The following is a 24069-nucleotide window of genomic DNA, read 5'->3' as shown; positions in this document are numbered from 1 at the left end:
AGGGTATGGGAGGTTCAAATTTGCGGCAGAAATTTTCCACCTGGCTCCGCGGTATCCCCCTGCGGTGGCGGCTGACAGCCTGGTATGTTTTCTTGCTGGCCCTGATCCTGGCCGGCTTCAGCGCTTTTATTTACTTTAACATGTCCCGAAGCCTTAAACAGGGCCTGGATGCTGTATTATTCTCCCAGGGGGAACAGGTTTTGAGCAGCCTGGATAACGAGAACGGACTGCTGCGCCTGGATCCTGAGTTGCCCCTCTTGCCTGGTACTTACTTTGGTATTTACGACGCTGGAGGTAAAGTCCTGGATACGAACATGCCGGGGGACCTGGCCGCGGGCTTCCAAGTAAAGGGCTTTACGGCCATGCAGCCCACAACAGTGGAGATTAAGGGGGTCGAATGGCGGATACTCCTGGTTCCAGTAAAGGAAAAAGGCCAACAACCCTGCTGGGTCCTGGTCGTGCGCCCGGTCGAAGAGGCCGAAGGACCGTTGGACCGCCTGCTGTTATTTATCCTTATTGCCATCCCCATGACCCTGGTGATGGCGGCGGGAGGTGGCATTTTCTTGGCCCGGCGGGCGTTGCAGCCTATTGATGAAATTGCCGCCAAGGCCCGCCAGATCAGCGCTACTGACCTGAGCCGGCGCCTGGACCTGCCCCATGGTAACGACGAGGTGGGGCACCTGGTGGCCACCCTGGACGAGATGCTGGATCGCCTGGACCGGGCCTTCCAGCGCCAGCGGCAGTTTACCGCCGATGCTTCCCACGAACTTAGAACCCCTCTGGCAGTTATCCGTAGCGAAGCCGAGGCAGCTTTAAAGCGGCCACATTCGCCGGAAGAATATCGCCAGGCCTTAAAGGTTATCCGTGATCAAGCCATCTGGATGGGCAATCTGGTAGCCAAATTACTGATTTTAGCCCGGAGCGACGAGCAGCAGGAAAAGCTGGAGCGGGAAATCTTGAATTTAGCCGACCTGGTAGAAGGGGTAACTGCTGAATTCCAGGGGATGGCAGAAGCTAAGGGGTTAGAGCTAGTTAAGGTAATTAAAGAAAACGTAAACATATACGGCGACCAGACGCGCTTAACCCAGCTATTGGCTAACCTGCTGGATAATGCTATTAAATATACACCAGCGGGGAAAGTAGTCGTTAGCCTGGAGAGGCTCGGCAAATGGGCCCTGCTTGTAATAAAGGATACAGGGGTAGGCATACCTCCTGAGCACTTACCCCACATCTTTGAGCGCTTTTACCGGGTGAATAAGGCCCGGTCCAGGGCGGAAGGAGGCTTTGGCTTAGGGCTTTCTATTTGTGAGTGGATTGTCCGGGCCCATAATGGCAAAATTGAGGTTGAAAGTTCGGTGGGGCAGGGAACAGCCTTTAAGGTATGGCTGCCGGCCTCCTAAGCGGCCCGGAGTCAAAGACCTAGCACTGGATTATGTGGTTTAAAAAATCGACGCTCGTCGGCAATGCTCTTTGCGGCCATTTCCTTCCACCAGACCCGCCTCCGCATTGATCAAGAAAAGAGGCAACTGTTGGATAGACCAAGTCATATATTAAAAAAGTCTAATCTTTCATTAATGGCCCTTTAATTTAAAGGGTTTATTTTGTAATCGTCGGGTACCCGATAAACTAAATTTACGAAAGGGGAAAGGTAAAGATGAACAGAAAATTGCTTGCCTCTCTAACGACAGGTGTTATGTTGCTTGGTGCGGTGGTAAGTGCCGGTGCCTTTTGTAACCAGTCAGCAAAAGCGGCTGCTCCTCCTCCGGCTCTTACCCAAAATGCTGCGCCGGCACCAGCCAACGGGCAACAGCAGGTGCAAGATAACCAACAGCAGCCTACATACAGCGCCAGCATCAAAGTAGCCAACCCGCAAAATGATAATGATACCGAAGTTAATGACGCTATCGAAAAACAGAATGAAGCTGCTGAAAGCCAGGCTTTACAAGCCAAGGCTAAGATTACCGCTGACGATGCTAAGAATGCAGCCTTGAAGACGGTTTCGGGAACGGTGAAAAAAGTTTCCCTGGACAATGAAAATGGCAACGTCGTTTACAGCGTAGAAATCCAGACCGCCAGCGGCGTTGTAGACGTAAAGGTAGATGCCGGCAACGGGCAGGTACTGGCCCAGGACCGGGATAATGGCGAGGATAATGAAATCGATGACGACAATATTCAAGTACAACAGTAAAGGTAGAACAGTAAAAGGGACATAAGGGCGAAAGCCCAGGAGGGGATAGCCGGGCCGGGTCCTGGTTATCCCCTCCCGTTAAAGAGAAGGGGTGTTTTACCCATGCGGCGAAAGCATATCCACCGCACAGAAACCATGGCGGCGGTAGCCGGACGTGTGGGAATGCTGGGGGGAACGGGCACCCGCCCCCTGCGCGGATTATTGCTGGCCGGCTTCTTAACCCTGTTTTTCTGCAAACTGGCAGAAGATGTGGTTTCCCATGAATTATACGCTTTCGATGGGATAATTGGTAATTCGATCAGACACTATACGAACCCGCCAGTGACGGCAATCATGAAAGGGTTCACCATTATAGGCTCTGCCGGCCCAGTGTCCCTGATGGCGCTGGGGATAATCATTACCCTTCTTATCCTGCGGCGGCCTCTGTGGGAGCCGTTATTCCTTACTATTGCCACCACCGGAAGCTGGCTTACGGAGGAGCTTTTAAAATGGGTCTTCCACCGTCCCCGGCCGGCCGTGGACCAATTGGTGCACGCATCAGGCTACAGTTTCCCCAGCGGCCATTCTACGGTAGGCATGGCCTTTTTCGGAGCCGTTGCCTTTTTACTCTGGACCCACCTGCACCAGTCCCGCCTGCGCCTTTTAACAACGGGTATTTTCGCCCTGCTCATCCTCTGCATCGGCATCAGCCGGATCTACCTGGGCGTGCATTACCCCAGTGATGTGCTGGCCGGTTTTGCAGTCGGCGGAACCTGGTTAACGCTGTGTACAATGGCTCTGGGGATTGCTAGCGGCAATATAAAAAGGCCGCCGGATCGAGCAGGAGGGGGCGGCTAGCCCCCGTCCACTCACACACACCACCGACACACCACCGGACACGCGGGCCCGCATCCAGCGGTTCACCGGGCTTGTCGAAAATTTTGATCGCGCTCGCCCATGCTTACGGGCGCACGCAAACAAAACGCCGGCTTCCAAGCCGGCGCCAACCAGTCAGTTGAACGGCCATGTTTAGCTGGCCTTCTTGATCAGGGTTAAAAAGTCCCCGCCCAGTTTGGTCACACTGCAGATTTTACTCTTGCCTTCGGTGGAGACATCAACCAGGCCCAGGGCATAGAGCTGCATGACCACGTGGTCTAAAACGGCCCTTTTTACCTTTGCCGTCAGGGAAAGTTCCTCCTTATTCATGCTGCCCTGTTCCATCAGGGCAATCAGGACCCTTTCCGCTTCAGTAGGCAGGCGTTCACTCACTTTCTGAAAGTACTCCACCAGACTGATTCCCGTCACAAATTTCACCTCCCTTTGGAATCCCTGACCTTGCTAATAGTATGGTCATTTCTCTAACGAGATAATACGGTTTATGCAAAAAATCTTTAAGAAAAAGAAAAAATAGTAAGGCACGTTCGTTGCCGAACGTGCCCTCATTTTTACCACCGTGGAATTACGAGGATTTTATAAGTGCTTGTCGAGTATGGCCTTGATTTCCTTTTTGGTTTTGAAGCCAATGGAACGGTCTATTTCCTGGCCGTTCTTAAAAACGATCAGAGTGGGTATGCTGATAACTTTATAGTCTGCCGGTGTTTTCTGGTTTTCATCTACGTTAAGCTTGGCTACCTGTACCTTGCCTGCATATTCCGCAGCTATTTCCTCCACCACCGGGGCAATCATCTTACACGGGCCGCACCACTCAGCCCAGAAGTCCACCAGCACGGGAACCTGGGCCGCTGCCACAAACTCTCTGAAAGTAGCGTCTGTTAAGGTATGAATATTCTCGCTGACCACACCTTTCTCCCCTTTCCCAGATAAACTGTAATCCCCCTCACTCTCCCACAGGGACAACTGACTACCTTCTAATTATAATACCCGCCAAAAGTCCCTGTCAATTCGTTACACAGTATACCCATTACAGCATAACAGGCCGCGTACGACCAGCCCGGCCAGGATAAACCCGGCTACCGGCGGCACAAAAGAAATGCTCCCCGGCACCGCAGGGCTTTCGCCCCCGGACCCGCACCGCCTGGGAGGTTCCGTAGAAAAAACCACGGTTACCCCGGAAGTAATGCCCAGCTGGCGCAAACGACGCCGGACTATCCGGGCCAGGGGACAAACGGCGGTTTGGGAAATATCCGCCACCTTAAAGGCAGTAGGGTCAAGCTTATTGCCCGTCCCCATACTGGAAACCACCGGAATGTCCCGTTGAAAACAGCTGGCAATGAGATCAATCTTGGCGGGGACATCGTCAATGGCATCAACCACATAATCCGGCGCGGGGTTGAAAAACTGCTCCGCCAGGCCGGGCAAATAACGCTCCACTCTTGCTTCGACCCGAATGTCCGGGTTAATGAGCTTCGCCCGTTCCGCCATTAACAGGGCCTTGGGTTCTCCCACGGCAGATGTCAGGGCATGAAGCTGGCGGTTTATGTTGCTGGGGCTAACCCGGTCAAAATCCACCAGCACCAGATTCCCCACCCCGGCCCGGGCCAGGGCCTCGGCGGCGTGGGAACCCACCCCGCCCAGGCCGAAAACGGCCACCCGGCTCCCGGCAAGTATTTGCAGCCCCCTTTCCCCGATCAGCAACTCCGTGCGTGAAAAACGCCCTTCCACCGCACACCTCCGGAACATGAGAAAAGGTTTCCGGCATCAGGACCGGAAACCTTCGCAAGTAACGTTACAGAAACCCCACTAATGCCGTGGACCCTCAAGTTTCTTGAACCCGGTCTCACAAGGTGGGTGCCCTCCTGGCTGCTTTTTGTGTCCTCTTAAGCGAGGCATACAAGCCACAGCCAGAGTCCGGGCTCCCTTTGTATAGGTGTTGGCTCAAAACTTCAAGGAGTCCACGTACATAGCAGGGTAATTGCCTTTGCAGCTATTATGTTAACACAAACCGCGGCCCTTGGCAAGTGCCTTGTGGCTTTCGTTACTTTGCTTTTACTTGCGGTGGCAGGTGAACCCGGATATGCAGCTCCTTCAACTGCTCCGGGGAAACCTCCCCGGGCGCATGGGTCATCAGGTCGGTGGCGCTTTGGGTTTTGGGGAAGGCAATCACGTCCCGGATGGTTTTCTTTCCGGCCATGAGCATGACCAGCCGGTCAAAACCAAAGGCAATGCCGCCGTGGGGTGGCGTACCGTATTCAAAGGCTTCCAGCATAAACCCGAACTTTTCCCGGGCCTCTTCGGGGCTCAGCCCGATCGCGGCAAACATCTGCTCCTGCACGTCCCGGCGGTGAATACGGATACTGCCCCCTCCCACCTCCGTGCCGTTAAGAACCAGGTCGTAAGCCCGGGCACGCACCCGCCCCGGGTCCGTCTCCAGGAGGGGGATATCCTCTTCCCGGGGGGAAGTGAAGGGGTGATGGACGGCGACGAAACGTTTTTCCTCCTCGTCGTATTCCAGGAGGGGAAAATCCACCACCCAGAGGAAGTTAAAGGTATCCTCGGGGATCAGGTCCAGGTGCCGGGCCAGCTGCAGGCGTAACGCCCCCAGGGAAGCGGCCACCACCGCCGGCTGATCCGCCACGAAAAGCAGCAGGTCCCCCGGTTCGGCTTCCAAACGTTTTAAGATGGCCTCAATTTCCTCACCGGTAAAAAACTTGGCAATAGGCGATTTTACGCCTTCCGGGGTAACAAAAAAGTAAGCCAGGCCCCGGGCACGGTAATTGGCCACAAAGGCGGTTAGATCGTCAATATCCTTGCGGCTGAAATGAGCGCAGCCTTTGGCGTTAATCCCCTTTACCCGCCCGCCGGCCGCTACCGCCGAGGCAAAAACCTTGAAGCCGCACCCGGCCACGATGTCGGTAACGTCCCTCAATTCCATCCCAAAGCGCGTGTCGGGCTTGTCGGTGCCAAAACGATCCACGGCTTCCTGATAGGACAGCCGGGGAAATGGCCGGGGCACCTCCACCCCGATGGTTTCCCGGAACAGGTAAGCCATCATTTCTTCCATCAGTTCCAGGATATCGTCCACATCCACAAAGGACATCTCAATGTCGATCTGGGTGAACTCGGGCTGGCGGTCGGCCCTCAAATCTTCGTCCCGGAAACAGCGGGTGATCTGGAAATACCGCTCCATGCCGGCCACCATCAGGATCTGCTTGAAAAGCTGGGGGGACTGGGGAAGGGCATAAAAGCGCCCCGGGTTTAAACGGCTGGGTACCAGGAAATCCCGGGCACCCTCGGGAGTGCTCCGGGTAAGCATGGGAGTTTCAATCTCCAGAAAACCATGCATATCCAGAAAATCCCGCACCACCTTGGCCGCCCGGTGCCTTAAAATGAGGGCCTGCTGCATTTCCGGCCGTCTCAGATCCAGGTAACGGTAGCGCAGGCGCACGTTTTCATCCACATCCACCCCGTCCTCAATGTAGAAGGGCGGGGTTTTGGCCGGGTTTAAAATGCGCATGTCCCGGGCCACCACCTCAATTTCACCGGTGGCCAGGTTTGGGTTTTCCGTGCCGGCCGGGCGGGCCTCCACCTGCCCGACCACAGCCAGGACGTACTCACTGCGTACGGCCCCGGCTTTTGAAAAAGCCCGACCGGCCCGGTCCGGGCTGAAGACCACCTGTACCAGGCCGGAACGGTCCCGCAGGTCAATAAAGATCAGGCCCCCGTGATCCCGGCGGCGCTGTACCCAGCCCATCAATACCACTGTCTGGCCGGCGTGCTCACGGCGCAGCAGGCCGCAGTGATGGGTACGTTTCAAACCTTGCATCGTATCGATCATGCCACCATGCTCCCCTTTAGCTATACTGTAACTTGACTTCAGAACAACGTTGTTTGATCTCTTCCGCCAGGCGGTCCAGAGGCACCTCTTCCTGGTTGCCCGTGGCCATATCCCGCAGGGCGACCACTCCGCGCTCAAGCTCGTCGCTCCCCAGGATGGCCACCAGACCAACCTCCAGTCTGCCGGCATATTTCATCTGGGCCTTTAAGCTCCGCCCCAGGTAATCCCTGTCGACAGCCAGCCCTTCCCGCCGCAGTTTCTGAACCAGGACCAGAGCCCGATCCCGGGCCGCCGCGTCGGCCGTAGCCAGGAAAACATCGAGTTTCGGGGGCCGGGGAAAGGCGACACCCTGCTGCTCCATGGTGAGAAGGATGCGCTCCAGGCCCAGGGCAAAGCCAATCCCGGGGATGTCGGAGCCGCCGCATTCTTCCACCAGGCCGTTATAGCGTCCCCCGCCGCCAATGGAGTTCTGGGCCCCAATGCCCCGGGCGATAATCTCAAAGGCCGTATGGGTATAGTAGTCCAGCCCCCGCACCAGGCTGCGGTCCACCGTGTAGGCAACCCCCAGATTGTCCAGGTGCTTTAACACCGCCTGAAAATGATCGCCGCACCCCGGGCAGAGATGGTCCAAAGAAGTGGGAGCTCCCTGCCCCGCCTCACGGCATCGTTCCTCCTTGCAGTCCAGGATGCGCAGGGGATTGCGCTCCAGGCGGTCCCGGCAATTGGGACACAGCCTGTCCAGCCGGGCCCGGAAAAAATCCTGCAGTTTTTCCCGCAGCACCGGCCGGCAGCGGGGGCAACCCACACTGTTGATATGCAGTTCCAGGTCCCTTAAACCCAACCGGGCATAAAGGTCCATGGCCATGGCCACCACCTCGGCATCCAGCGCCGGGTCGTGGGAGCCCAGAACTTCCACCCCAAGCTGGTGGAACTGGCGGTAACGCCCCGCCTGGGGGCGGTCATAACGAAACATGGGGCCGATGTAGTAGAGCTTTACCGGCTGGGGGCCGGCATAGAGTTTGTTTTCCAGGTAGGCCCGCACAACCGCGGCGGTGCCCTCGGGCCTTAAAGTGATACTGCGCCCCCCCCGGTCCCGGAAGGTGTACATTTCCTTCTGAACAATATCGGTGGTCTCACCCACACCCCGCTCAAAGAGCTCCGTATGCTCGAAAATGGGCGTGCGGATCTCCGAATACCCGTACTCCCGGCAGAGACGGCGGATCACCTGCTCCAGATACTGCCACTTTTCAACCTCACCGGGTAATATATCGCTGGTTCCCCGGGGTCGGGTGGTCAACATGGCTTCCCCTCCCAAACACTGTGTTTTGCTTAAAACCAAAAACAGAATAAACTCCCGCCCAGCCGGGACGGGAGCATTTCCCGTAACTTTCTGCCCTTCATTGTATGCAAAAGGAAAAGTTTTGTCAACTTTATTCAAGGCGGTCAATTAATTCGTTCATGGCCCGGGTATATTGATCTGCAATATCAAAGGACAAAAAATTTGTCGCGCCACGCAGTTGCCGCAATTCCGGATGCTCGGGCAGCACGCCCGCCAGGGGCAGCCCTAAATTGGCAGCCGCCTCCTCGGGGGACTCGTCCACCACGGAAGGCATGCGGTTATACACAAGCTGAAAATGATCTGTCTTCACGCCGGCTTCCCGCAGGCGCTCCAGAACTTCAGCCACATGCTGAATATGATAGTGATAGCCGTCTTCCACCAGAAGAACGATATCCACCATGGACAAAATACGCAAAATGTACTCCCGGACGCCCGAACGGGTATCAAAAATAACCACTTCATAGGGCAGGCTTCTCAAGTGGGTGACCACTACTTCCACCATTCCCGCCGCCTGTCCAGGAAAATCCACGGGGCTGGTGGCCAGAACGTCCAGCCCGGTATAGTGGCGCTGGATATAAGAAGTTATCTCCTCCGGAGAAAAACGCAGCTCAAAATAGGGCCGGCCGCTTTTTATTTGCCTGTCAATTTCCTGGAGCCACTGACCCAGGTTTGGCTCGGGTGACAGTCCCAGAGCCCGGGTCACCTGACCGCCCCCCAAAACCATATCCACCAGCAGGGTTTTCTTCCCCCGCAGGTGAAAAGCCCCGGCCAGTTCCCGGGCCACCACGGTTTTGCCACTTCCTTCTCTAGCGCCGTATACGGCAATCTTTTTTTGTGCCAATGACCGCACCTCCGAAAAAATCTCTTGTGAAATTAATTTTTCTCTCACTATATTCAAAAATCCTGCCTAAAAAGCACCCATTCCCGCAGTACCCGGCGATCCACCCGGCCGTCCCTGGTCAGGGGGATGGATTCCTTGACTTCAAACTCCCGGGGGGCGGCGTGGGCCGCCAGGCCCGTCTTGACAAACTCACGCAGTTCCGCGGCCAGCTCGTCTGACCAGGTATAACCGGGATTGAGGACAATAAAGGCCTTGACGATTTCCCCCCGCAATTTGTCGGGCTTTCCGGCCACCCCGGCCCGGGCCACTGCCGGGTGTTCCTCCAGTTTACTTTCCACCTCCGCGGGGCCTACCCGCTCACCGGAGGTATTGATTACACCGTCCAGGCGTCCCTGGAAATAGAAGTAGCCATCCTCATCCCTGTATGCAGCGTCACCGGAAATAAACCAGGGTTTGTGACGGAAATATTCCTCGTAACGCGCCGGATCATTCCACACCGCCCGGATCTGGGCCGGCCAACCGGCACGGATGGCCAGGTTGCCGATCCTGCCCGGGGGCAACTCCCGGCCTTCATCGTCCACCACGGCCGCTTCAATCCCCGGGAAGGGAAGGCCAATGGAGCCAATCTTGATAGGCATGCAGCGGTAATTGCAAATCATGTTCATGCCCGTTTCGCTCATCCACCAGGTGTCGTAGATGGGCTGCCCCAGCTTGGCCAGGCTCCATTCCATGACCTCTTCCGTGAGGGGTTCACCCACACTCAAAATGTGGCGCAGGCGGCTTAAGTCGTACCGGGACAAGAGCTCATCGCCGCCGGACATGATCATGCGGAAGGCCGTGGGGGCGCTGTACCACACCGACACCCGGTATTTGGCCAGGGTGGCGCACCAGTCTTCGGCATTAAACCGGCCCCCCCGCACCACCACCGGAATCCCCAGCAACCAGGGGGCCAGGAAGCCGTAGGCAATACCGGTGATCCAGCCCGGATCCGCGGTACACCAGTAAACGTCGCCGGGCCGCAGGTCGTGCACCCAGCGGGCGGTAATCAAAAGGCCGACCATGATGTTGTGCACGTGTACCAGGCCCCGGGCCTTGCCGTCCGCCCCGGATGCGTAAAGGATAAATAAAGGATGCTCCCGGCCCACCCATTCCATGGGGGGCGTTTCCGTGACCAGGGAAATTTCCCTGTGCCAGTCCAGCGTACCGGCCGGGACGTTTTCCCCCACCACAAAAACGTGCTTTAAAGCCGGCAACTGATCCAGGGGCAGGCGGGGATAAAGTTCGGGTGTAGTTACCACGGCCACCGCCCCGCAGTCCCCCAGGCGGTCCTTCAGGGCTTCAGCCATAAAGGCCTCAAAGAGGGGCACAACCACCACGCCCAGCCGGGCGGCCCCCAAAAAGCTGATATAGAGCTCCGGGCTGCGGGGCATAAAAATACCCAGCCGGTCACCCTTTTGCAGGCCGTATTTTTTTAAAACCGCGGCAAACCGGGCCGTCTCCCTCTGCAGGCGGCCGAAGGTATACTCTTCCTGTTTTTCTCCTGATTCGAAATAAAGGGCAACCTGCTGCTCCAACCCCTTTTCTTCCACCTGCCGGTCCACAGCCTCATAAACAACATTGACCCGTCCGGTGGTGTACCAGCTGAACTCGGGTTCCACACTGGCAAAGTCAAACTCTTTCCGCGCCCGCACGTAATCTTTCAAATTGTGTTCGCCCGGCCGGGCGGGAATGATTTTCCCTCTCATGAAATGTCCCCTCCCCCATCATTTTTTGGACATCAGCGCATTTACCCTTGTTTATTTCGCCCTCCTGTCTGAATTTTCCTGCATGCTGCAATATTTAATCAAAGGGTTCTGTAATTAAAGCAATCAAAAAGATAAAGGCCGGAACATTTCCGGCCATTGGTTACCACCGTCCGTTCAGGAAGGGATTGTACCTGGCTTCTTCACCAATAGTGGAGGCCGGCCCGTGGCCGGGGAGCACTTTGGTTTCCGGCGGGTAGCACAGGAGTTTTTCTTTAATCGATTTGATCAACTGCTGGTGGCTGCCCCCCGGAAAGTCGGAACGGCCCACTGAACCGGCAAAAAGGGTGTCCCCGGTAATGAGGCTGTCCCCCACCTCCAGGCATATGCCGCCGGGAGTGTGGCCGGGGGTATGTATAACCCGCAGGGTTTGCTTGCCTACGTTAATCATATCTCCGTCCTCTAAAAGGCGGTCCGCCGGGGAATAACTGATGGACAGGCCCATATAGAGGGAAAGGTTGCTGCCGGCGCTGGTAAGCATGTGGGCATCATCCCGGTGGATGAGCACCTCGGCCCCCGTGGCCTCTTTAACCTGTCCCAGGGCACCGATGTGATCCACGTGGCCGTGGGTTAAAATGATATAGCGGCATTTCAGGTCCAATTGTTCCAGGCGGCGTAAAATGCGGCCCCCCTCGGCTCCGGGATCCACCACGGCAGCTTCTTTGGTCTCCGGGCAACCGATGATGTAACAGTTGGCTTCCATAGACCCTACGGGAAATCCCTCTAAAATCAACAAGCATACCTCCCCATTTTCTTTGATTAGCGTCGCTCCACTAGAATTCCTTCTTACTGTCCAGGAGCATGGTCACAGGGCCGTCGTTGATGATCTCCACCTGCATGTAGGCGCCAAAGACGCCGGTGGCCACTGCCAGGCCCTCTTCCCGCAGCAGGCGGACAAAAAGCTCGTAGAGCTCCCGGGCCTGTTCCGGCCTGGCGGCCCGGTCAAAACCGGGCCTCCTGCCCTGCCGGCAGTCTCCGAAAAGGGTGAACTGGGAGACCACCAGCACTTCACCCCCGGTGTCCAGCACCGAGCGGTTCATTTTGCCCTGTTCGTCCTCAAAAATGCGTAAACGGGCCACTTTTTGCGCCAGGTAACGGGCATCACCGGCGTCATCTTCCCGCCCGACCCCCAGCAGCACTACGAGCCCGGGCCCAATAACCGCCACCCGTTCCCCATCAACCGTGACCGAACCCCTGGCTACCCGCTGCACTACTGCCCGCATGACCAATCCCTCTTTTAGCTGTAGCCACTCCCCGCGAACTATAGAAAGTCAAAGGACCGGTTGGACAAACCACCGGCTCCGAACCTGAATTTTGCTGCGTTCCGTGCGCCAGAAACCAGCCTGTATTGCCACCGGAATTCCGTCTTCCGGCGGTCTCGTACAGGTAAACTATAACAACGAGATATAATCGTTGTCAAGGATTCTTCCAAGCCGCTCAATAATTTACGAATACCGCTAACCTGTTTCCCCGCAAAGCCAGGACCATCAGACCTTCTTTCTACCGCGCGAACTTCCCCAGAAGCGCCTGCAGGAAACCTTTTCTGCCGGTTCGCACCTTCCTGGCCGTCTCCAAAGGAATGGCCTGTCCCTCCAGCACCCGCCGGGAGTTGTCCACCAGCTTTCGGGCTGCATCAACCCCCAGCCGGCGCTCCACCTCCGCAAGGGCAGGGGAGAGCACGGGAGTGCGCCCGATAGAGGAATGGGCATCGGAAGCCACAAAGTGGGCCAGACCGCACTCCAGGAAATAAAAGGCCATTCTGGCTGCTTCCCGCCCGAACCTCCCGGTCAGGCTGCCCGCGGTAACCTGGGCCGGCACACCCCGGGAAACCAGGGCCTGCAGCAGGTCCGGGCGGCGGCAGAAAGAGGCGTTCCTTTCCGGGTGGGCAATGATGGGCGTAACCCCCTGGAGCTGCAGCTCGTAGAGCACCCGCTCCGTATAAGGAGGCACAAAAGCGGCCGGCAGTTCCACCAGCAAATAGCGACCCCCGTCGTTTAAGGTGAGCAGTTCCCCCCGGGCCAGGCGTTCCGGCAGGTCCGGTTCCAGGCGGTACTCGGCGCCCGGCAATATTTTCAAGGGAATCTGGTATTTATCCAAATGGTTGTTCAACTGCTCTACAGCACTGAGAATTGTCGTCCGGTCCGTGCGGTAATGATCTCCGGTGACGTGGGGTGTGGCTACCAGGGAAACGATCCCGTCCTCCACCGCCAGCCAGGCCATGGACAAAGCCTCGCCCAAATCCGGCGCGCCGTCGTCAAGGCCGGGCAAAATATGCGCGTGCAGGTCAATCATAAAAACCTACCTCCGGCACTGGGTGAACAACAAGTCCCATCTCCATAACCTTCCGGGTGACGCCGGTACCACTCCCAGGCCGTGCGGACGATGGAATCCAGGTCCGTGTGGCTGCCGGTGTAGCCGGCCCCGCCGGTAACCAGAACGTGCATAATAAGCCCCCCTTTTGTCCATTTTACCCAATTCCCGGTAAAGTTGTTCTTCTTCCTCGCGGTTCAGCTTCAGGTAAGTCTCGAAAAAGACGGCCAGCAACTCCATCCGCGCCGGGTCCAGTTTCATCCGGGCCAGCATGCTATTTAGCCCCCTAATCCGGTTGGAGAATCTGTGTTAAGGTTGTACAATCAGGTTATGCACCCGGAGGAAGCCCGCCCTCCAGGGCCCGCAATGCCAGCACATGGGCCGCAGCCAGGTCGGTGACGTGGATGTAGTCCCGCACGCAGGTCCCGTCCGGCGTGGGATAATCGGTGCCGAAAATGGTTACTTTCGGGCGCAGCCCCAGGGCCGCCTGCAGCACCAGGGGAATGAGAGTGGGTTTCGGGTTGGTGGTCCTGGACTTTTGGAGCAAGGGAAAACCGGGCCAAAAATTTTTTGCCCGACCCCTAATTTCTTTCCTGGCAGCGCCCCTTTCTCCTTCTTACGTACTGCAGGGCCAACTCCCAGTATTCGGCCAGAGCTTTCCTTTCTTCCCCGGTGAGGCCTGACACCTGCCTGAGAAGATCGACAAAAAGGGGATCGACGGCAACTGCCCGTAGTTTCTCATCCAGAAGCGGGCCTTTCTCGCGCTCACCCAGGTGAGGCTGATCACTGCGCCCCAGGAGATAGTCAGTGGACACACCAAAAAAGTCCGCCAGGCGTATAAGCGACTGGTGATCCGGCGAACGCTTGTTTTTCTCGTACATGGCAATGGTGCTCTGTCCCATATCTAACAGGCGGGCAAGCTCCGCCTGGGATAATCCTCTTTGATTGCGTAAATAGGCCAGCCTTTCGCCAAAAGAAGGCATGGGGTCACCTCGCTCACATCATAACACGCTTTGTGATAATGGGAAAATCGTAAGGCCTTCCCCTTGCTGCCGGCCGGCCATCACGGAGCTCGATGTCCATTAGTAAAGCGCCCTGCCAGGTGATGTATCCCGCGAAAGAAATTTTTATCCCCTGTTTTACCCGGGGGAAGATCTCAGCCGCCGAGATAACCTGCCTTCTTCAAGGGTAGGGAGGAAATCACTCATTTGTTTTTTCCAAGAGACGTAAAATCATAGATGCTGCTTCAGCACGGGTTACTGCGCTTTTAGGCCGGAAGGTGCCGTCCGGGTACCCGCTTACAATCCCGCTTGCCGCGTCTTCCTCGACGGCGTTCCTTGCCCAAACCGGGATTTCTGCCGCGTCGGCAAATACCGGTGCCCGGCCTGCCACCGCAGTGCGCCTGGTCTCAACAACCCGGCTTAGGAGGGCCGCCAGCTCAGCCCGGTTAATTGGGCTATTGGGCTTAAAAATCACGTTTCCATGAGGCGCAGGATAGCCTTTGAAAAGGCCATCCCTGGCCGCTGCAGCAACTGCCCCGCGAGCCCAAGCGGGAATCTCGCTTTTATCCGCAAAGGTCAGAGCAGATCCGTCCCCAGGTGCAAGCTTCAATGCCCGTGCCATGATGCAGGCCATTTCAGCCCGGGTAATCGTGTTGTCGGGCCGGAAAGTGCCATCAGGATAGCCAGAGATGATGTCCATATCCGCCAGCTTTCTTACGGTGTCAGCCGCCCAGTGATCCCGCATATCCTTGAAGGTGATCACTTCGGGTTTGGATGCCTTCTTGGCTACGGCAAAAACGGCAAACATGGTGAGGTGGTCAACTGTCACCGTTATCTTACCCTTATCGAAATCCACAGTACCCCCAAGGCATACCCACCTGCTCTTTGCTTCGTTGTAGTAATAAACAGCTGGCTCCCGATTGGGCAAAATCTTTGCTCGGTCGAAATAAAGGGTGATGTCCACTTGCCCAGTAAGGGTACCGTTTTTTATAGCGACGTCCACCACCTTGCTCAGGGCGGTCATCTCTGCACTTGGAACCCGGTTTTCGCTCACTATCTCCACCTTTATGGCGGCGTTTGTTCCGCTTACCGCCCCGGCCGGAACCTTAACATCTATCGCACCGGCTATACTGGCCACGGTAACGCTTCCCGCCAGCACGGGCTTTTCCACCCTGTCTGCGGCCAGCACGGCTGCACCTCCGCCGCCACCACCGCCGGAACCACCGCCACTATCCCGGACGCCGGTTGAGGCCGTGCGGAACACGATTTTCACCGTTGTGGAAAGCGCGTTCCCGATAATGTCGGTCAGCGCCCCGGCAGGGATGATAACCTGGTACTCCGTGCCCGGCGAAAGGGCAACTTGCGGCCGCAAAAAAAGGGCTTCTTTGACAGTGCTGCAGTTAAATGTTACTTCCTGCTCATCGGAACCGATAAACTTGATTTCCCCGAAGTGCCCGCCAGGTTTGATCCTTTCGTCGAAGGTTAGCACAAGCGTTGCATTAGGCGAAAAGTCGCGGGCGCCATCACCGGGCATAGAGGAGACCAGGATCGGCGCCTGCCTGTCCGCATCTGGATGGGCCAGGTAGATGCCTCCGCTGTCTTCGTCAAAAATGTAACCAAACGCAGCGGCCAGATGCGCTGCAGGAACGTAAACCCTGCCTTCGGCAATTTCCGGTGCCACGTCAATTTCGCGAACCTCGTCACCCACGTACACTATCCTGCTTCCCACACGCATGCGCACGGTGTGCCCGCGCTCAAAGGTAATCACCTGGGTGTAACCGCTCCAGGAAGTGGCCAGGTTGAGGGCGTCGCTTATCGCCCGCACCGGAACCATCACCCGCCCTTCCCGGAGGTAAGGTGCCACATCCAGTCTAACGGTTTTACCACCCACCCTGAATTCAGGAGAGCCGGTGAAAAATTCCACCGGTGTCGGCCAGACAAGGGGTTCGGTGGTAAACCCAAAGGAAAAAGGCTCGTTTGGGGTGCCGGTAAGATCGCGCACGGCCCCTGCGTCCACGTAAACGGCGTAGTGCGTGCTGTACGAAAGGCGCTCGTAAGGGGCAATGATGAGTTCGTCGTAGTACGTGTCCACCCCAAAATTGATTTCTCTGCCCAAAGTATCAGCAATACGGATGGTCAACCTCGCATTGGGATCCTTTTGCACAGGCTCACCAAAGCGAACGGTAATGACTGAATCGACTGGTACATTGCTCGCACCGTCAGCCGGGCTTGTGGCAACAACATCAGGCGGTGTCCCGTCTATGTGCCAGGCAACGGCAATTTCCTCCGGCGCCACACGGCTGGCGCCAGCGCAGGCGGCCATAACTTTGCCGTAGATTGCTCGTTCGGGATCGCTCACCTCAAACGTCAGGGGAAGGGAAAAACCGGTAGGAGAGCTCGTGGTATATGCCTCTCCTACTACTGTATCAATGATGATCTCCCGTCCCTCCGGACGGAACCGCACTTTACTCAGCCAGGCCAGATCTCCATACAGGAACTCCGGGGCACCCGCCCCGGTCCACCTGTACCCTTCCGGCAGCCGCAGGACTACGCTGGCTGGGTCAGCCGCAAACGAACCGGCAGTTTTTTCCCACAAGCGCAACTTAACTGTTGTCTCATTTACCAGTAGCGGCAAGTCGCCATCAAGGGATACCTCTACCTCACCCTGTACGCACCGCCCCACCACCACCTGCCCTGCCAGTACCACCTCACCCGGTGAATTAAAGACCTCGCCGGTGAGAATTATATCGCCCGGTATACCGTAAGGAACGGCAATCTTTTGAAGAGAAAGACAGAATACGCCATCATACGCAGCAAGCCGCACGGAGTCCTCCGCCCTCACCAGAGTAATGCGCACCTCGTTATCGGCCACTTTATAAGCCGCCCACTGTTGACCCCAGAAGGCGTTGGGCACATCACCCCAACTAGCTGGGAAGCTAACTAAATTATTGAGATTCCTCACTTCGCCTGTTGCGGGGTCCACGTCCAAAACATCCGAGCTCCAGTTAAAGCTGTAACCCTCCAGCAGCTTAAAAATCGCCCCGCCCCCTTCCGTAAATGTACCGGCATATGTGTGCACTACAACCGTGCCGAGATCGGCGTAAGTGCCCCCGCTCACGGAGGGCACCCACAACACGGTGAACCCGTGCGATGCGGCAGCAACCGGCCGGCAAATACCGCACAAAAGTACGATGAGGGCAAAAAAGCCGGCCACCAGGTAGACCACGCGCCACAAAAAACTCAGCCGCATACCTATCTCCTCCTCCTCCTAATTTCCAAATTAACCCGCCGGAACGCAACAGCCCATCAACAAAATAAGTCTATCCCCGCATAATCCTCTTCAACGCCGGTGAGCAAAAAGTGTTAAGGTAATTCCTCTCCCTTAACGTCTTCATTGATAATGGCCTGTGCTTCTTACAATTTCAACTTTTTTAATTCTTCTATATGCCTTTGCCTCATGTCTTGTAAAATAACTTTACCGTCCGTTTCCGGATATCCTATTTTCCGTGCCAGTAACATTTCTATTGCATCATTGCCAAGAAATGTTATTAACAGGATCCTTACAATACAAACGGCCAATTTCAGTTTGAATACATGCTACATCAAAATATTTTCTCTTGGCTGCATCGATAATAATGTCTACTTCTCCATTCCGGGCATTGTATCTTTTGGGGACTTCTGTTAACTTTATCCCTAGTAAACAACGATTTTTCCTTGCAAGCCTAATAAATTTTCTTTTATCCTTCACTATTCGGCACATCCAATCTTGTATTATTAAAGATTAGGATTTTGATATAGGAAGGTAGGAAAAGCTTACCGGCGGCAGTTCCCGAACCTTTTCCACAAGGCCAGTGTGTTCATCCTGAACCTCCAGGAAAGCCTCTTTACATGGCTTTACTTTTGTTGCTATACTTTACTCAACTTTGACAGTAAAAGCCGGTTTTAGGCTCCATCAAGTCTTGAAAACCCAGTAAAATCAAGGGTGTATATTGGGATTATCAAAAAATGTTGTGCCACGTATACCATTTACTGTCTTTGAATATCCAATATTGCCATGTTATAATGATTATGCTATGTTTGTCAGGACTAAAACTTTCGCCAATAAAGATGGCACCAAAAGGACGTACTTACAAATAGTCGAAGGTGTTCGTGAAAACGGTAAAGTACGCCAGAAAGTTGTTGCTAACCTGGGCCGCATTGAAGATGTCCAGTCGGGTAGCCTCGATCGTTTAATTGAAAGCCTGGCTAAATTCTCAAAAAAGAGGTGGGTTCAAGCTGAAGCCGCCAGGCTCATGATTTTAGAGGCAAAAGAATGGGGTACCGAGCTGATCTTCCGACACCTGTGGGAAAAGCTGGGACTGGCTGCCATTATCAAAAACCTTCTTGAGAAAACAGAAATAACCAGCCCTCTTGATGAAGCCATATACGCCATGGTCCTAAACCGTATCAGTGATCCATTGTCCAAGCGGGCGGTCAACGAATGGATCAACGAGATCTACCGGCCCGCCTTTAAGGAACTGGAGTTACACCATTTTTACCGGGCATTGGATTTTCTCATCTTACATAAGGAAACCATTGAACTGGAGTTGTTTGAGCAAACGAAAAATCTATTTAACCTGGAACTGGATCTGGTTTTCTGGGACACCACCTCCACCTACTTCACTGGAAATGGTCCCGAAGGTCTGGCGGAATACGGGTATTCCAAAGACTACCGCTCCGACCGGGTGCAGATTATTGTAGGAGTGCTTATGACCCGGGAAGGAATACCGGTGGCTCACCAGGTTTTTCCCGGTAATACTGCCGACATCGAGACCTTCAAGAAGGTCATCCATGATACCCGAACACGGTTTCTACTCCGGCGGGTAATCTTCGTAGCCGACCGGGGAATGGTTAGCACAACACTTCTGGATGAGTTGTATAAAGAACATATCGAATATATCGTCGGCGTAAAAATGCGCCGGATGCAGGCGGTTGCGGAAGTGTTGAAAACGGGCGGCCGTTATAAAGAAGTAGCCGAGAACTTGAAAGTAAAAGAAGTCTGGCATGATGCCAATCGCTACATTATCTGCTATAACCCGATGGAAGCCGAACACGACCGAAAAGCCCGGGAAGAGATTGTCAAGAAATTGGAAAAACAGCTCAACGAAAAAGGTCTTAAATCAATGCTATCAAACAGTGGCTACAGCAGGTTTCTGAAAATATCAGGCGCCAATGTTGCCGTGGATCAGAAGGCTCTGGAAGAAGATGCCCGTTATGACGGGAAGTATGTTCTCAGGACCAACTCCCAACTGGACACCGCAGAGGCAGCCCTGGCATACAAAGAACTCTGGCGGGTGGAAAGGGCCTTCCGGGAATTAAAATCCACCCTTGATTTAAGGCCAATCTACCACTGGAAAGACCGCAGGGTAAGGGCACATGTCATGGTTTGTTTTCTGGCGCTGGTGTTGGAATCGGCTTTTTACCGGTATCTCAAGCTGGCCGGCAGCCAGGTTGAATACTTGTATCTCATGAGAGATTTAAAAAATCTAAAAGCTGTTGAGTTAACCCTGGAAGGCATAAGATACTTGTGCCGAACTGAATTACCAGGAAATACTTTTCAAGCTTTTAAAGCATTGGGAATAGGAGTTCCAAATCATGTAATAATCATTAATTAACATATCTACCACAATAAGGGATAATGTTGTGGCACGCCAACTCGTTATGTCCCGGAAGCCTTGATTTTCCGGGGTTTTGTTGGGATTGGGTGTTAAAGTTCAGCTTTACATAGTTAAAGAAGGAGGTGAAATTATGGAAACACGCCTCTCTTCAAAAGGGCAAATAACTCTACCTTCAGAGGTCCGGCGCCGGTTAAAAATTCGAACCGGCGATGTCCTGGTAGTAAAAACAGTGGGAGAAAACAGCATTATCTTAGAAGTAAAAAGAAAAGACTTTGTTACAACGACAAAACAAGAGGAAGATATCCTTACTGCCACTGCCGGTCTATGGCGAGATCGAAACGACATTGCGCGGCTATCGCCCCGCCACTGATTTTCTCCGCCAGGATTTCAGCGGTGAATATTCAGGTCACATCTCTGTGCTTACTGAAATGGAACTGTTGGCCACACCAGCTCACCAATTAATTCATTCAGCCAGGCTTATCCCGGCCCACAAACCCACAATTTTTTTGATTTACCACTCCTCTGGCTTTTCAATTACCTTTACTGCCGCCTCTCCCGACATGACTTCTAAGCGCCAATGCTAAAGAAACTTTCGAAGCCTTCGTAATAAAAATCTGTATCGAATAGATCCAATAGGCTCTTGTAGCGAAATTCTGGACAAGAAGTATTACGTTCAGCCCGAACTGGCCGATCACTTTCATGAAGGATCACTTTAACTTTTGTGTTTTGCGAGATGCTTCGCCTTAATAAATATCTCAAATCATGATCGGCGAGGGGCAACGAATAGCCAATAAATATCACCTCCTTGGCTGTTCTCAGTGCGCAGAAGGCCTCGTCCCAAATCAACTCGAGGGTTGGATTTTTTACAGACTTAAGCAACGATGGGGTTAAGAACAGGGGCCGAAGGAGCGGTTCAATGGTCTCGATCGGGTACGCGCAACACCGTGGGCAGCGGACAGGGTCGAAAATATCACGTACTCCTAAACCTTTGGGCCAGACAAATATGGTATGGCACTGGGGGCATGTAAGCCAATTAAAAGAACCATGAAGTTTGAGCAATCTCGGCTCTAAACGGCCTCCTTCAGGTCTCTGGGCTGTGCCGTCCAGTTCAATCCAGAATATATTGGGCCCATAATCGAGTACTAGGTGTTTTTGGCATAATAGAATTGCATAAAACGGCAGCCAAAAATGCATAGCATGGCGCGTGTAAAAGAGGGCATTGCCATCACGCTCTAGAATAACCCTTCTGACTTGGGCAAAGGCAGGAGGGGATACAAGAGGTGATAGCAATGGCCCAACAACAGTATATCAAACATCTTTACGAGCGAGAAGAGTGCAGTATTGCCGAAATTAGCCGGCGGGTAGGTATCAACTGGCGAACAGCGGCTAAGTACGCCAAGAAAGACGACTGGAATCAGCCCATGCAGCAGACCCGGCGCCGGCAGCCGGTCATGGGGTCTTTTGTGGACATCGTGGACACCTGGCTCATGGAGGATATGCTCAAGCCCCGCAAGGAGCGCCGCACTGCGGCTACCATTTACCGGCAACTACGTGAGCAATATGGTTTCAAGGGGTCGGGGAGAACGGTGCGAGCATACGTTTCCCGCCGCAAGAAAGAACTCCGTACTGGAGCGCAAGAGAAATACTTGCGGTTGGAGCACCCACCCGGACAAGCCCAGGTGGATTTCGGGACGAGCCACGTGGTATGGGACGGAGTACTAAGGGAAATCAAGTACCTAACATTCTCCTTCCCCTACAGCAATGCCGGTTTTTGCGTACCGGTGCCCAGCGAAAATACGGAATGCTTGCTCTACGCTATGATCCAGGTTTTCGAGTGGATAGGCGGCGTTCCGCCGGAAATTTGGTTCGATAACCTTTCGGCAGCAGTTGTGGGTGTGGGGAAAGGCGAACAACGGGAACTAACCGAAACTTTCCGCCGGTTCATGCTCCACTACCGGTTTGAGGCTAAGTTCTGTAACAGCGGCAAGGGCAACGAAAAAGGCCACGTTGAGAATAAAGTGGGCTATACACGGCGCAACTGGCTCATACCATACCCGACGGTTTCAAGTTACGAGGAATTAACGGCTGAGCTTTACCGGCGGGCCTTAGAGGATATGCAGCGCTCCCACTACGAGAAGGGCGTTACAATTGCCGAACTGTGGGAAGAGGACAAAAAAGCGCTCCTTTCCCTGCCCGCTACCCCCTTTGAACCAGTCCGGTTCGAGACTGCCCGTGTGAACAAGTATGGCCAGGTGCAATGCTGCGGAGAAGTTTATCCGGTGCCAAGCGCACAGGTTGGAGAGACGGTGCTTCTCAAGCTCTGGTGGGACTGCGTGGAGGTCTTCAGCTGCACTCAAGAGCGTTTAGCCCATCTCCCTCGCCACTACACATTGAAAACCCAACCCATCGACTGGAAAGGGTACTTTAGGATTTTCATCCGTAAACCAAGGGGTGCCCGGCATGCGACCATGTACCGGTTCCTCCCCGAGCCGGTTCGTCAGTACCTGGAAGCATGTGATCCGGAAACATACCGGGAACGGCTAAAGTTCATCCATACCCTCTTGGAAGAAGGGTTCACCATCGAGGATATCGCCAGGGTCTTGGAGGAGGCCGCAAAATACCCGGCGGCAGATAGCGCCTTAATCCGTCATAAGCTGTACCGCATCACATTCCCGGACGCTCCCCTGGAGGCCTTAAACGAGACCTATACGCCGGATAGCGTCAGGCGCTATACACCCGAGATCAACATCTATGACCGGCTGGTGCCGCAGGCGGGCGGGAAAGGAGGTGAACTCCGTGACCAAGTTGTCGTTGAAGGAGCAGTGTAAGGCTTTAAAACTGGCATATATCCCGTCTATTTACCTGGAGATCACCTGCCATGACCGGGAACAATACCTGACCGACCTGTTCGCAGCCGAACTGGAAGCGCGTTGGGCTAACAGAGTCCGCCACCTTATCAAGAAAGCGGGTTTCCCGGCCCATAAGACGCTGAATGACTTTGACTGGAAGCCCGTGACCTTACCGGCCTCCACCACCATCACCCATCTGACAGAACTCACATTCATCGAGCGCTGTGAAAACGTGCTGGCGCTCGGGGCCGTGGGCACCGGCAAAACGCATTTGGCCATCGCCCTGGGGGTTCGGGCCTGCATGGAGGGGAGGAGCGTCCGTTTCTACCGGTGCCTGGACCTCGTCAACGCCCTGTTGGAAAGTCACCGCCAGGGTCGTTTGCAGCGGCTGATGGGAGAGCTAGAGAAGGTCGATCTGATTATCATCGATGAGCTTGGCTTCGTGCCACTTCTCCGTGAGGGAGCTGAACTCTTATTCAACGTTGTAGCTCAAGCGTATGAACGACAAAGTATCATTGTTACTTCCAACTTACAGTTTGGTCAGTGGAACACCGTGCTGGGGGATAACCGCCTCACAGCGGCGCTCATCGACCGTTTGGTCCACCATGCCCATATCCTGGCCTTTGAAGGGGAGAGCTATCGTTTGCAGAAAGCGCTCTCAGCCATAGCTATTAACCAGTCGGAAGATAAAGATAATAGGATTACGACCACAGCGAACTGAAATCTCCCGATTCGAGGGAGAATAATTACCGAGCGTGATGGCAAACTCTGCATTTTTTGATTGCCGAATTCATCATTTTTTACTTGCCAAACACAACTAGGTTATTCTGCCTACAAATCGATAATATAACTTCATCCCATACTGTGTCCCAGTTTGTACTGATCACTATCCAGTCGTTACCGTAATCTGTCAGCAATTTGTGGTATAACCGCTCGTAAAGTCTTTGTTTTTCAGGGCTTAAATTGGTTTCAAGATAATTTAGATAGTACATAATACACCTATCCAAAGCATCCCTCACATTAACAAGTTCAGTTTCGGAAAACGGGGGCAGAACATCCCCTTTGCTAATCGCCCTATCCAGGATAGAGTAGATATCTTCTAACTGAAGGTTGCCTAACTTTTGTACAACCTGCTCGCTACGCTCATCTTTATCAGGGTCTCGCAGAAAAATAGTTCTTAAAAATCTGTTTACTACTCTTTTGGCCTGTACAAACTTCAGGTAGCCAGGTTGGAATATATCTGGCTCGAATCTTTCTATTTGATACAGAAGTTCTCGCTGGGTTGGAATTCCCGCTGGCAACGAAAAACCAGCTCCGGTAACTATAGCTACTTTAACCTCTGCCCTGCCAGACGTCATGCTCGTATAC

At 54.3% G+C, this 24069-nt stretch carries 22 protein-coding genes, 1 other RNA gene and 1 pseudogene; 7 read left to right on the top strand and 17 right to left on the bottom strand.

Annotated elements, in window-relative coordinates; translation table 11 throughout:
* The first annotated feature begins 20 nt into the window (after positions 1 to 20).
* The 3 genes from G7K71_RS12250 to G7K71_RS12240 all read left to right on the top strand — a co-directional run bounded on the left by G7K71_RS12250 (position 21) and on the right by G7K71_RS12240 (position 3025).
* Positions 21 to 1400, top strand: coding sequence for a cell wall metabolism sensor histidine kinase WalK (locus G7K71_RS12250; RefSeq protein WP_013823114.1), 1380 nt, complete (start codon positions 21 to 23; stop codon positions 1398 to 1400).
* 254 nt (positions 1401 to 1654) lie between these two features.
* Positions 1655 to 2188, top strand: a complete 534-nt coding sequence (locus G7K71_RS12245) for a PepSY domain-containing protein (RefSeq protein ID WP_013823115.1) — start codon at positions 1655 to 1657, stop codon at positions 2186 to 2188.
* 102 nt (positions 2189 to 2290) lie between these two features.
* Entirely contained in the window at positions 2291 to 3025 is a 735-nt protein-coding gene (locus G7K71_RS12240) for a phosphatase PAP2 family protein (RefSeq protein ID WP_013823116.1), read from the top strand.
* A 171-nt stretch (positions 3026 to 3196) separates the two neighbouring features.
* Here the strand turns inward: G7K71_RS12240 and G7K71_RS12235 are convergent, their stop codons facing one another.
* The 16 genes and pseudogenes from G7K71_RS12235 to G7K71_RS12160 form a co-directional block, all read right to left on the bottom strand.
* Entirely contained in the window at positions 3197 to 3472 is a 276-nt protein-coding gene (locus G7K71_RS12235; RefSeq protein WP_013823117.1) for a transcriptional regulator, read from the bottom strand.
* Between the two features lie 165 nt (positions 3473 to 3637).
* Positions 3638 to 3967, bottom strand: coding sequence for a thioredoxin (trxA, locus tag G7K71_RS12230; protein ID WP_041283357.1), 330 nt, complete (start codon positions 3965 to 3967; stop codon positions 3638 to 3640).
* A 105-nt stretch (positions 3968 to 4072) separates the two neighbouring features.
* Positions 4073 to 4789: a ThiF family adenylyltransferase gene (locus G7K71_RS12225; protein WP_013823119.1), complete on the bottom strand. Its 717-nt coding sequence runs from the start codon at positions 4787 to 4789 to the stop codon at positions 4073 to 4075.
* 68 nt (positions 4790 to 4857) lie between these two features.
* Positions 4858 to 5040, bottom strand: a non-coding RNA gene (ssrS, locus tag G7K71_RS12220) — 6S RNA.
* Positions 5041 to 5102: 62 nt separating this feature from the next.
* On the bottom strand, positions 5103 to 6902 hold the full coding sequence (aspS, locus tag G7K71_RS12215; protein ID WP_013823120.1) for an aspartate--tRNA ligase: 1800 nt from the start codon (positions 6900 to 6902) through the stop codon (positions 5103 to 5105).
* A 16-nt stretch (positions 6903 to 6918) separates the two neighbouring features.
* Positions 6919 to 8202 carry a histidine--tRNA ligase gene (gene hisS / locus G7K71_RS12210; protein WP_166346790.1) on the bottom strand — a complete coding sequence of 428 codons (1284 nt, stop codon included), beginning with the start codon at positions 8200 to 8202 and terminating at the stop codon, positions 6919 to 6921.
* 130 nt (positions 8203 to 8332) lie between these two features.
* Positions 8333 to 9082, bottom strand: a complete 750-nt coding sequence (locus tag G7K71_RS12205) for a hypothetical protein (protein WP_013823122.1) — start codon at positions 9080 to 9082, stop codon at positions 8333 to 8335.
* A 53-nt stretch (positions 9083 to 9135) separates the two neighbouring features.
* Positions 9136 to 10827 carry an acetate--CoA ligase gene (gene acsA, locus G7K71_RS12200; RefSeq protein ID WP_013823123.1) on the bottom strand — a complete coding sequence of 564 codons (1692 nt, stop codon included), beginning with the start codon at positions 10825 to 10827 and terminating at the stop codon, positions 9136 to 9138.
* A gap of 160 nt (positions 10828 to 10987) precedes the next feature.
* Positions 10988 to 11617, bottom strand: coding sequence for an MBL fold metallo-hydrolase (locus tag G7K71_RS12195; protein WP_166346787.1), 630 nt, complete (start codon positions 11615 to 11617; stop codon positions 10988 to 10990).
* Between the two features lie 40 nt (positions 11618 to 11657).
* Entirely contained in the window at positions 11658 to 12107 is a 450-nt protein-coding gene (dtd, locus tag G7K71_RS12190; protein WP_013823125.1) for a D-aminoacyl-tRNA deacylase, read from the bottom strand.
* Positions 12108 to 12384: 277 nt separating this feature from the next.
* On the bottom strand, positions 12385 to 13176 hold the full coding sequence (locus tag G7K71_RS12185; protein WP_013823126.1) for a tyrosine-protein phosphatase: 792 nt from the start codon (positions 13174 to 13176) through the stop codon (positions 12385 to 12387).
* Positions 13177 to 13182: 6 nt separating this feature from the next.
* Complete coding sequence (locus tag G7K71_RS19495; RefSeq protein ID WP_013823127.1) at positions 13183 to 13467, bottom strand: hypothetical protein; 285 nt, start codon at positions 13465 to 13467, stop codon at positions 13183 to 13185.
* Between the two features lie 73 nt (positions 13468 to 13540).
* Positions 13541 to 13727: pseudogene (locus G7K71_RS12175) on the bottom strand (NAD-dependent epimerase/dehydratase family protein); the annotation flags it as partial.
* Between the two features lie 48 nt (positions 13728 to 13775).
* The gene (locus tag G7K71_RS12170) at positions 13776 to 14177 is read right to left on the bottom strand and encodes a helix-turn-helix domain-containing protein (RefSeq protein WP_013823128.1); all 402 of its coding nucleotides are present in this window, start codon (positions 14175 to 14177) and stop codon (positions 13776 to 13778) included.
* Between the two features lie 217 nt (positions 14178 to 14394).
* Positions 14395 to 17445: an S-layer homology domain-containing protein gene (locus G7K71_RS12165; RefSeq protein ID WP_166346784.1), complete on the bottom strand. Its 3051-nt coding sequence runs from the start codon at positions 17443 to 17445 to the stop codon at positions 14395 to 14397.
* A gap of 279 nt (positions 17446 to 17724) precedes the next feature.
* The gene (locus G7K71_RS12160; protein ID WP_166346781.1) at positions 17725 to 17943 is read right to left on the bottom strand and encodes a hypothetical protein; all 219 of its coding nucleotides are present in this window, start codon (positions 17941 to 17943) and stop codon (positions 17725 to 17727) included.
* Between the two features lie 325 nt (positions 17944 to 18268).
* Between G7K71_RS12160 and G7K71_RS12155 the strand changes: the two genes are divergently transcribed.
* From G7K71_RS12155 to istB, 4 genes are all read left to right on the top strand, one after another.
* Positions 18269 to 19849: an IS1634 family transposase gene (locus G7K71_RS12155; RefSeq protein ID WP_166346778.1), complete on the top strand. Its 1581-nt coding sequence runs from the start codon at positions 18269 to 18271 to the stop codon at positions 19847 to 19849.
* 133 nt (positions 19850 to 19982) lie between these two features.
* Positions 19983 to 20222 carry an AbrB/MazE/SpoVT family DNA-binding domain-containing protein gene (locus tag G7K71_RS12150; RefSeq protein ID WP_013823131.1) on the top strand — a complete coding sequence of 80 codons (240 nt, stop codon included), beginning with the start codon at positions 19983 to 19985 and terminating at the stop codon, positions 20220 to 20222.
* Positions 20223 to 21141: 919 nt separating this feature from the next.
* Positions 21142 to 22680 carry an IS21 family transposase gene (gene istA / locus G7K71_RS12145; RefSeq protein ID WP_166346775.1) on the top strand — a complete coding sequence of 513 codons (1539 nt, stop codon included), beginning with the start codon at positions 21142 to 21144 and terminating at the stop codon, positions 22678 to 22680.
* Positions 22649 to 23422, top strand: a complete 774-nt coding sequence (gene istB, locus G7K71_RS12140) for an IS21-like element helper ATPase IstB (protein ID WP_166346772.1) — start codon at positions 22649 to 22651, stop codon at positions 23420 to 23422. Before istA ends, istB begins: the two co-directional genes overlap by 32 nt.
* 79 nt (positions 23423 to 23501) lie before the next feature.
* Here istB and G7K71_RS12135 read toward each other — a convergent pair whose 3' ends face one another.
* Positions 23502 to 24059: a hypothetical protein gene (locus tag G7K71_RS12135; RefSeq protein WP_166346769.1), complete on the bottom strand. Its 558-nt coding sequence runs from the start codon at positions 24057 to 24059 to the stop codon at positions 23502 to 23504.
* Positions 24060 to 24069 lie beyond the last annotated feature (10 nt).

Origin of the sequence: Desulfofundulus sp. TPOSR (assembly GCF_011393055.1) — a bacterium.
GTDB classification, from domain to species: Bacteria; Bacillota; Desulfotomaculia; order Desulfotomaculales; family Desulfovirgulaceae; genus Desulfofundulus; species Desulfofundulus kuznetsovii.
The sequence above is the reverse complement of the archived record's forward strand: the minus strand, read 5'-3'. Positions and strand labels throughout refer to the sequence as shown.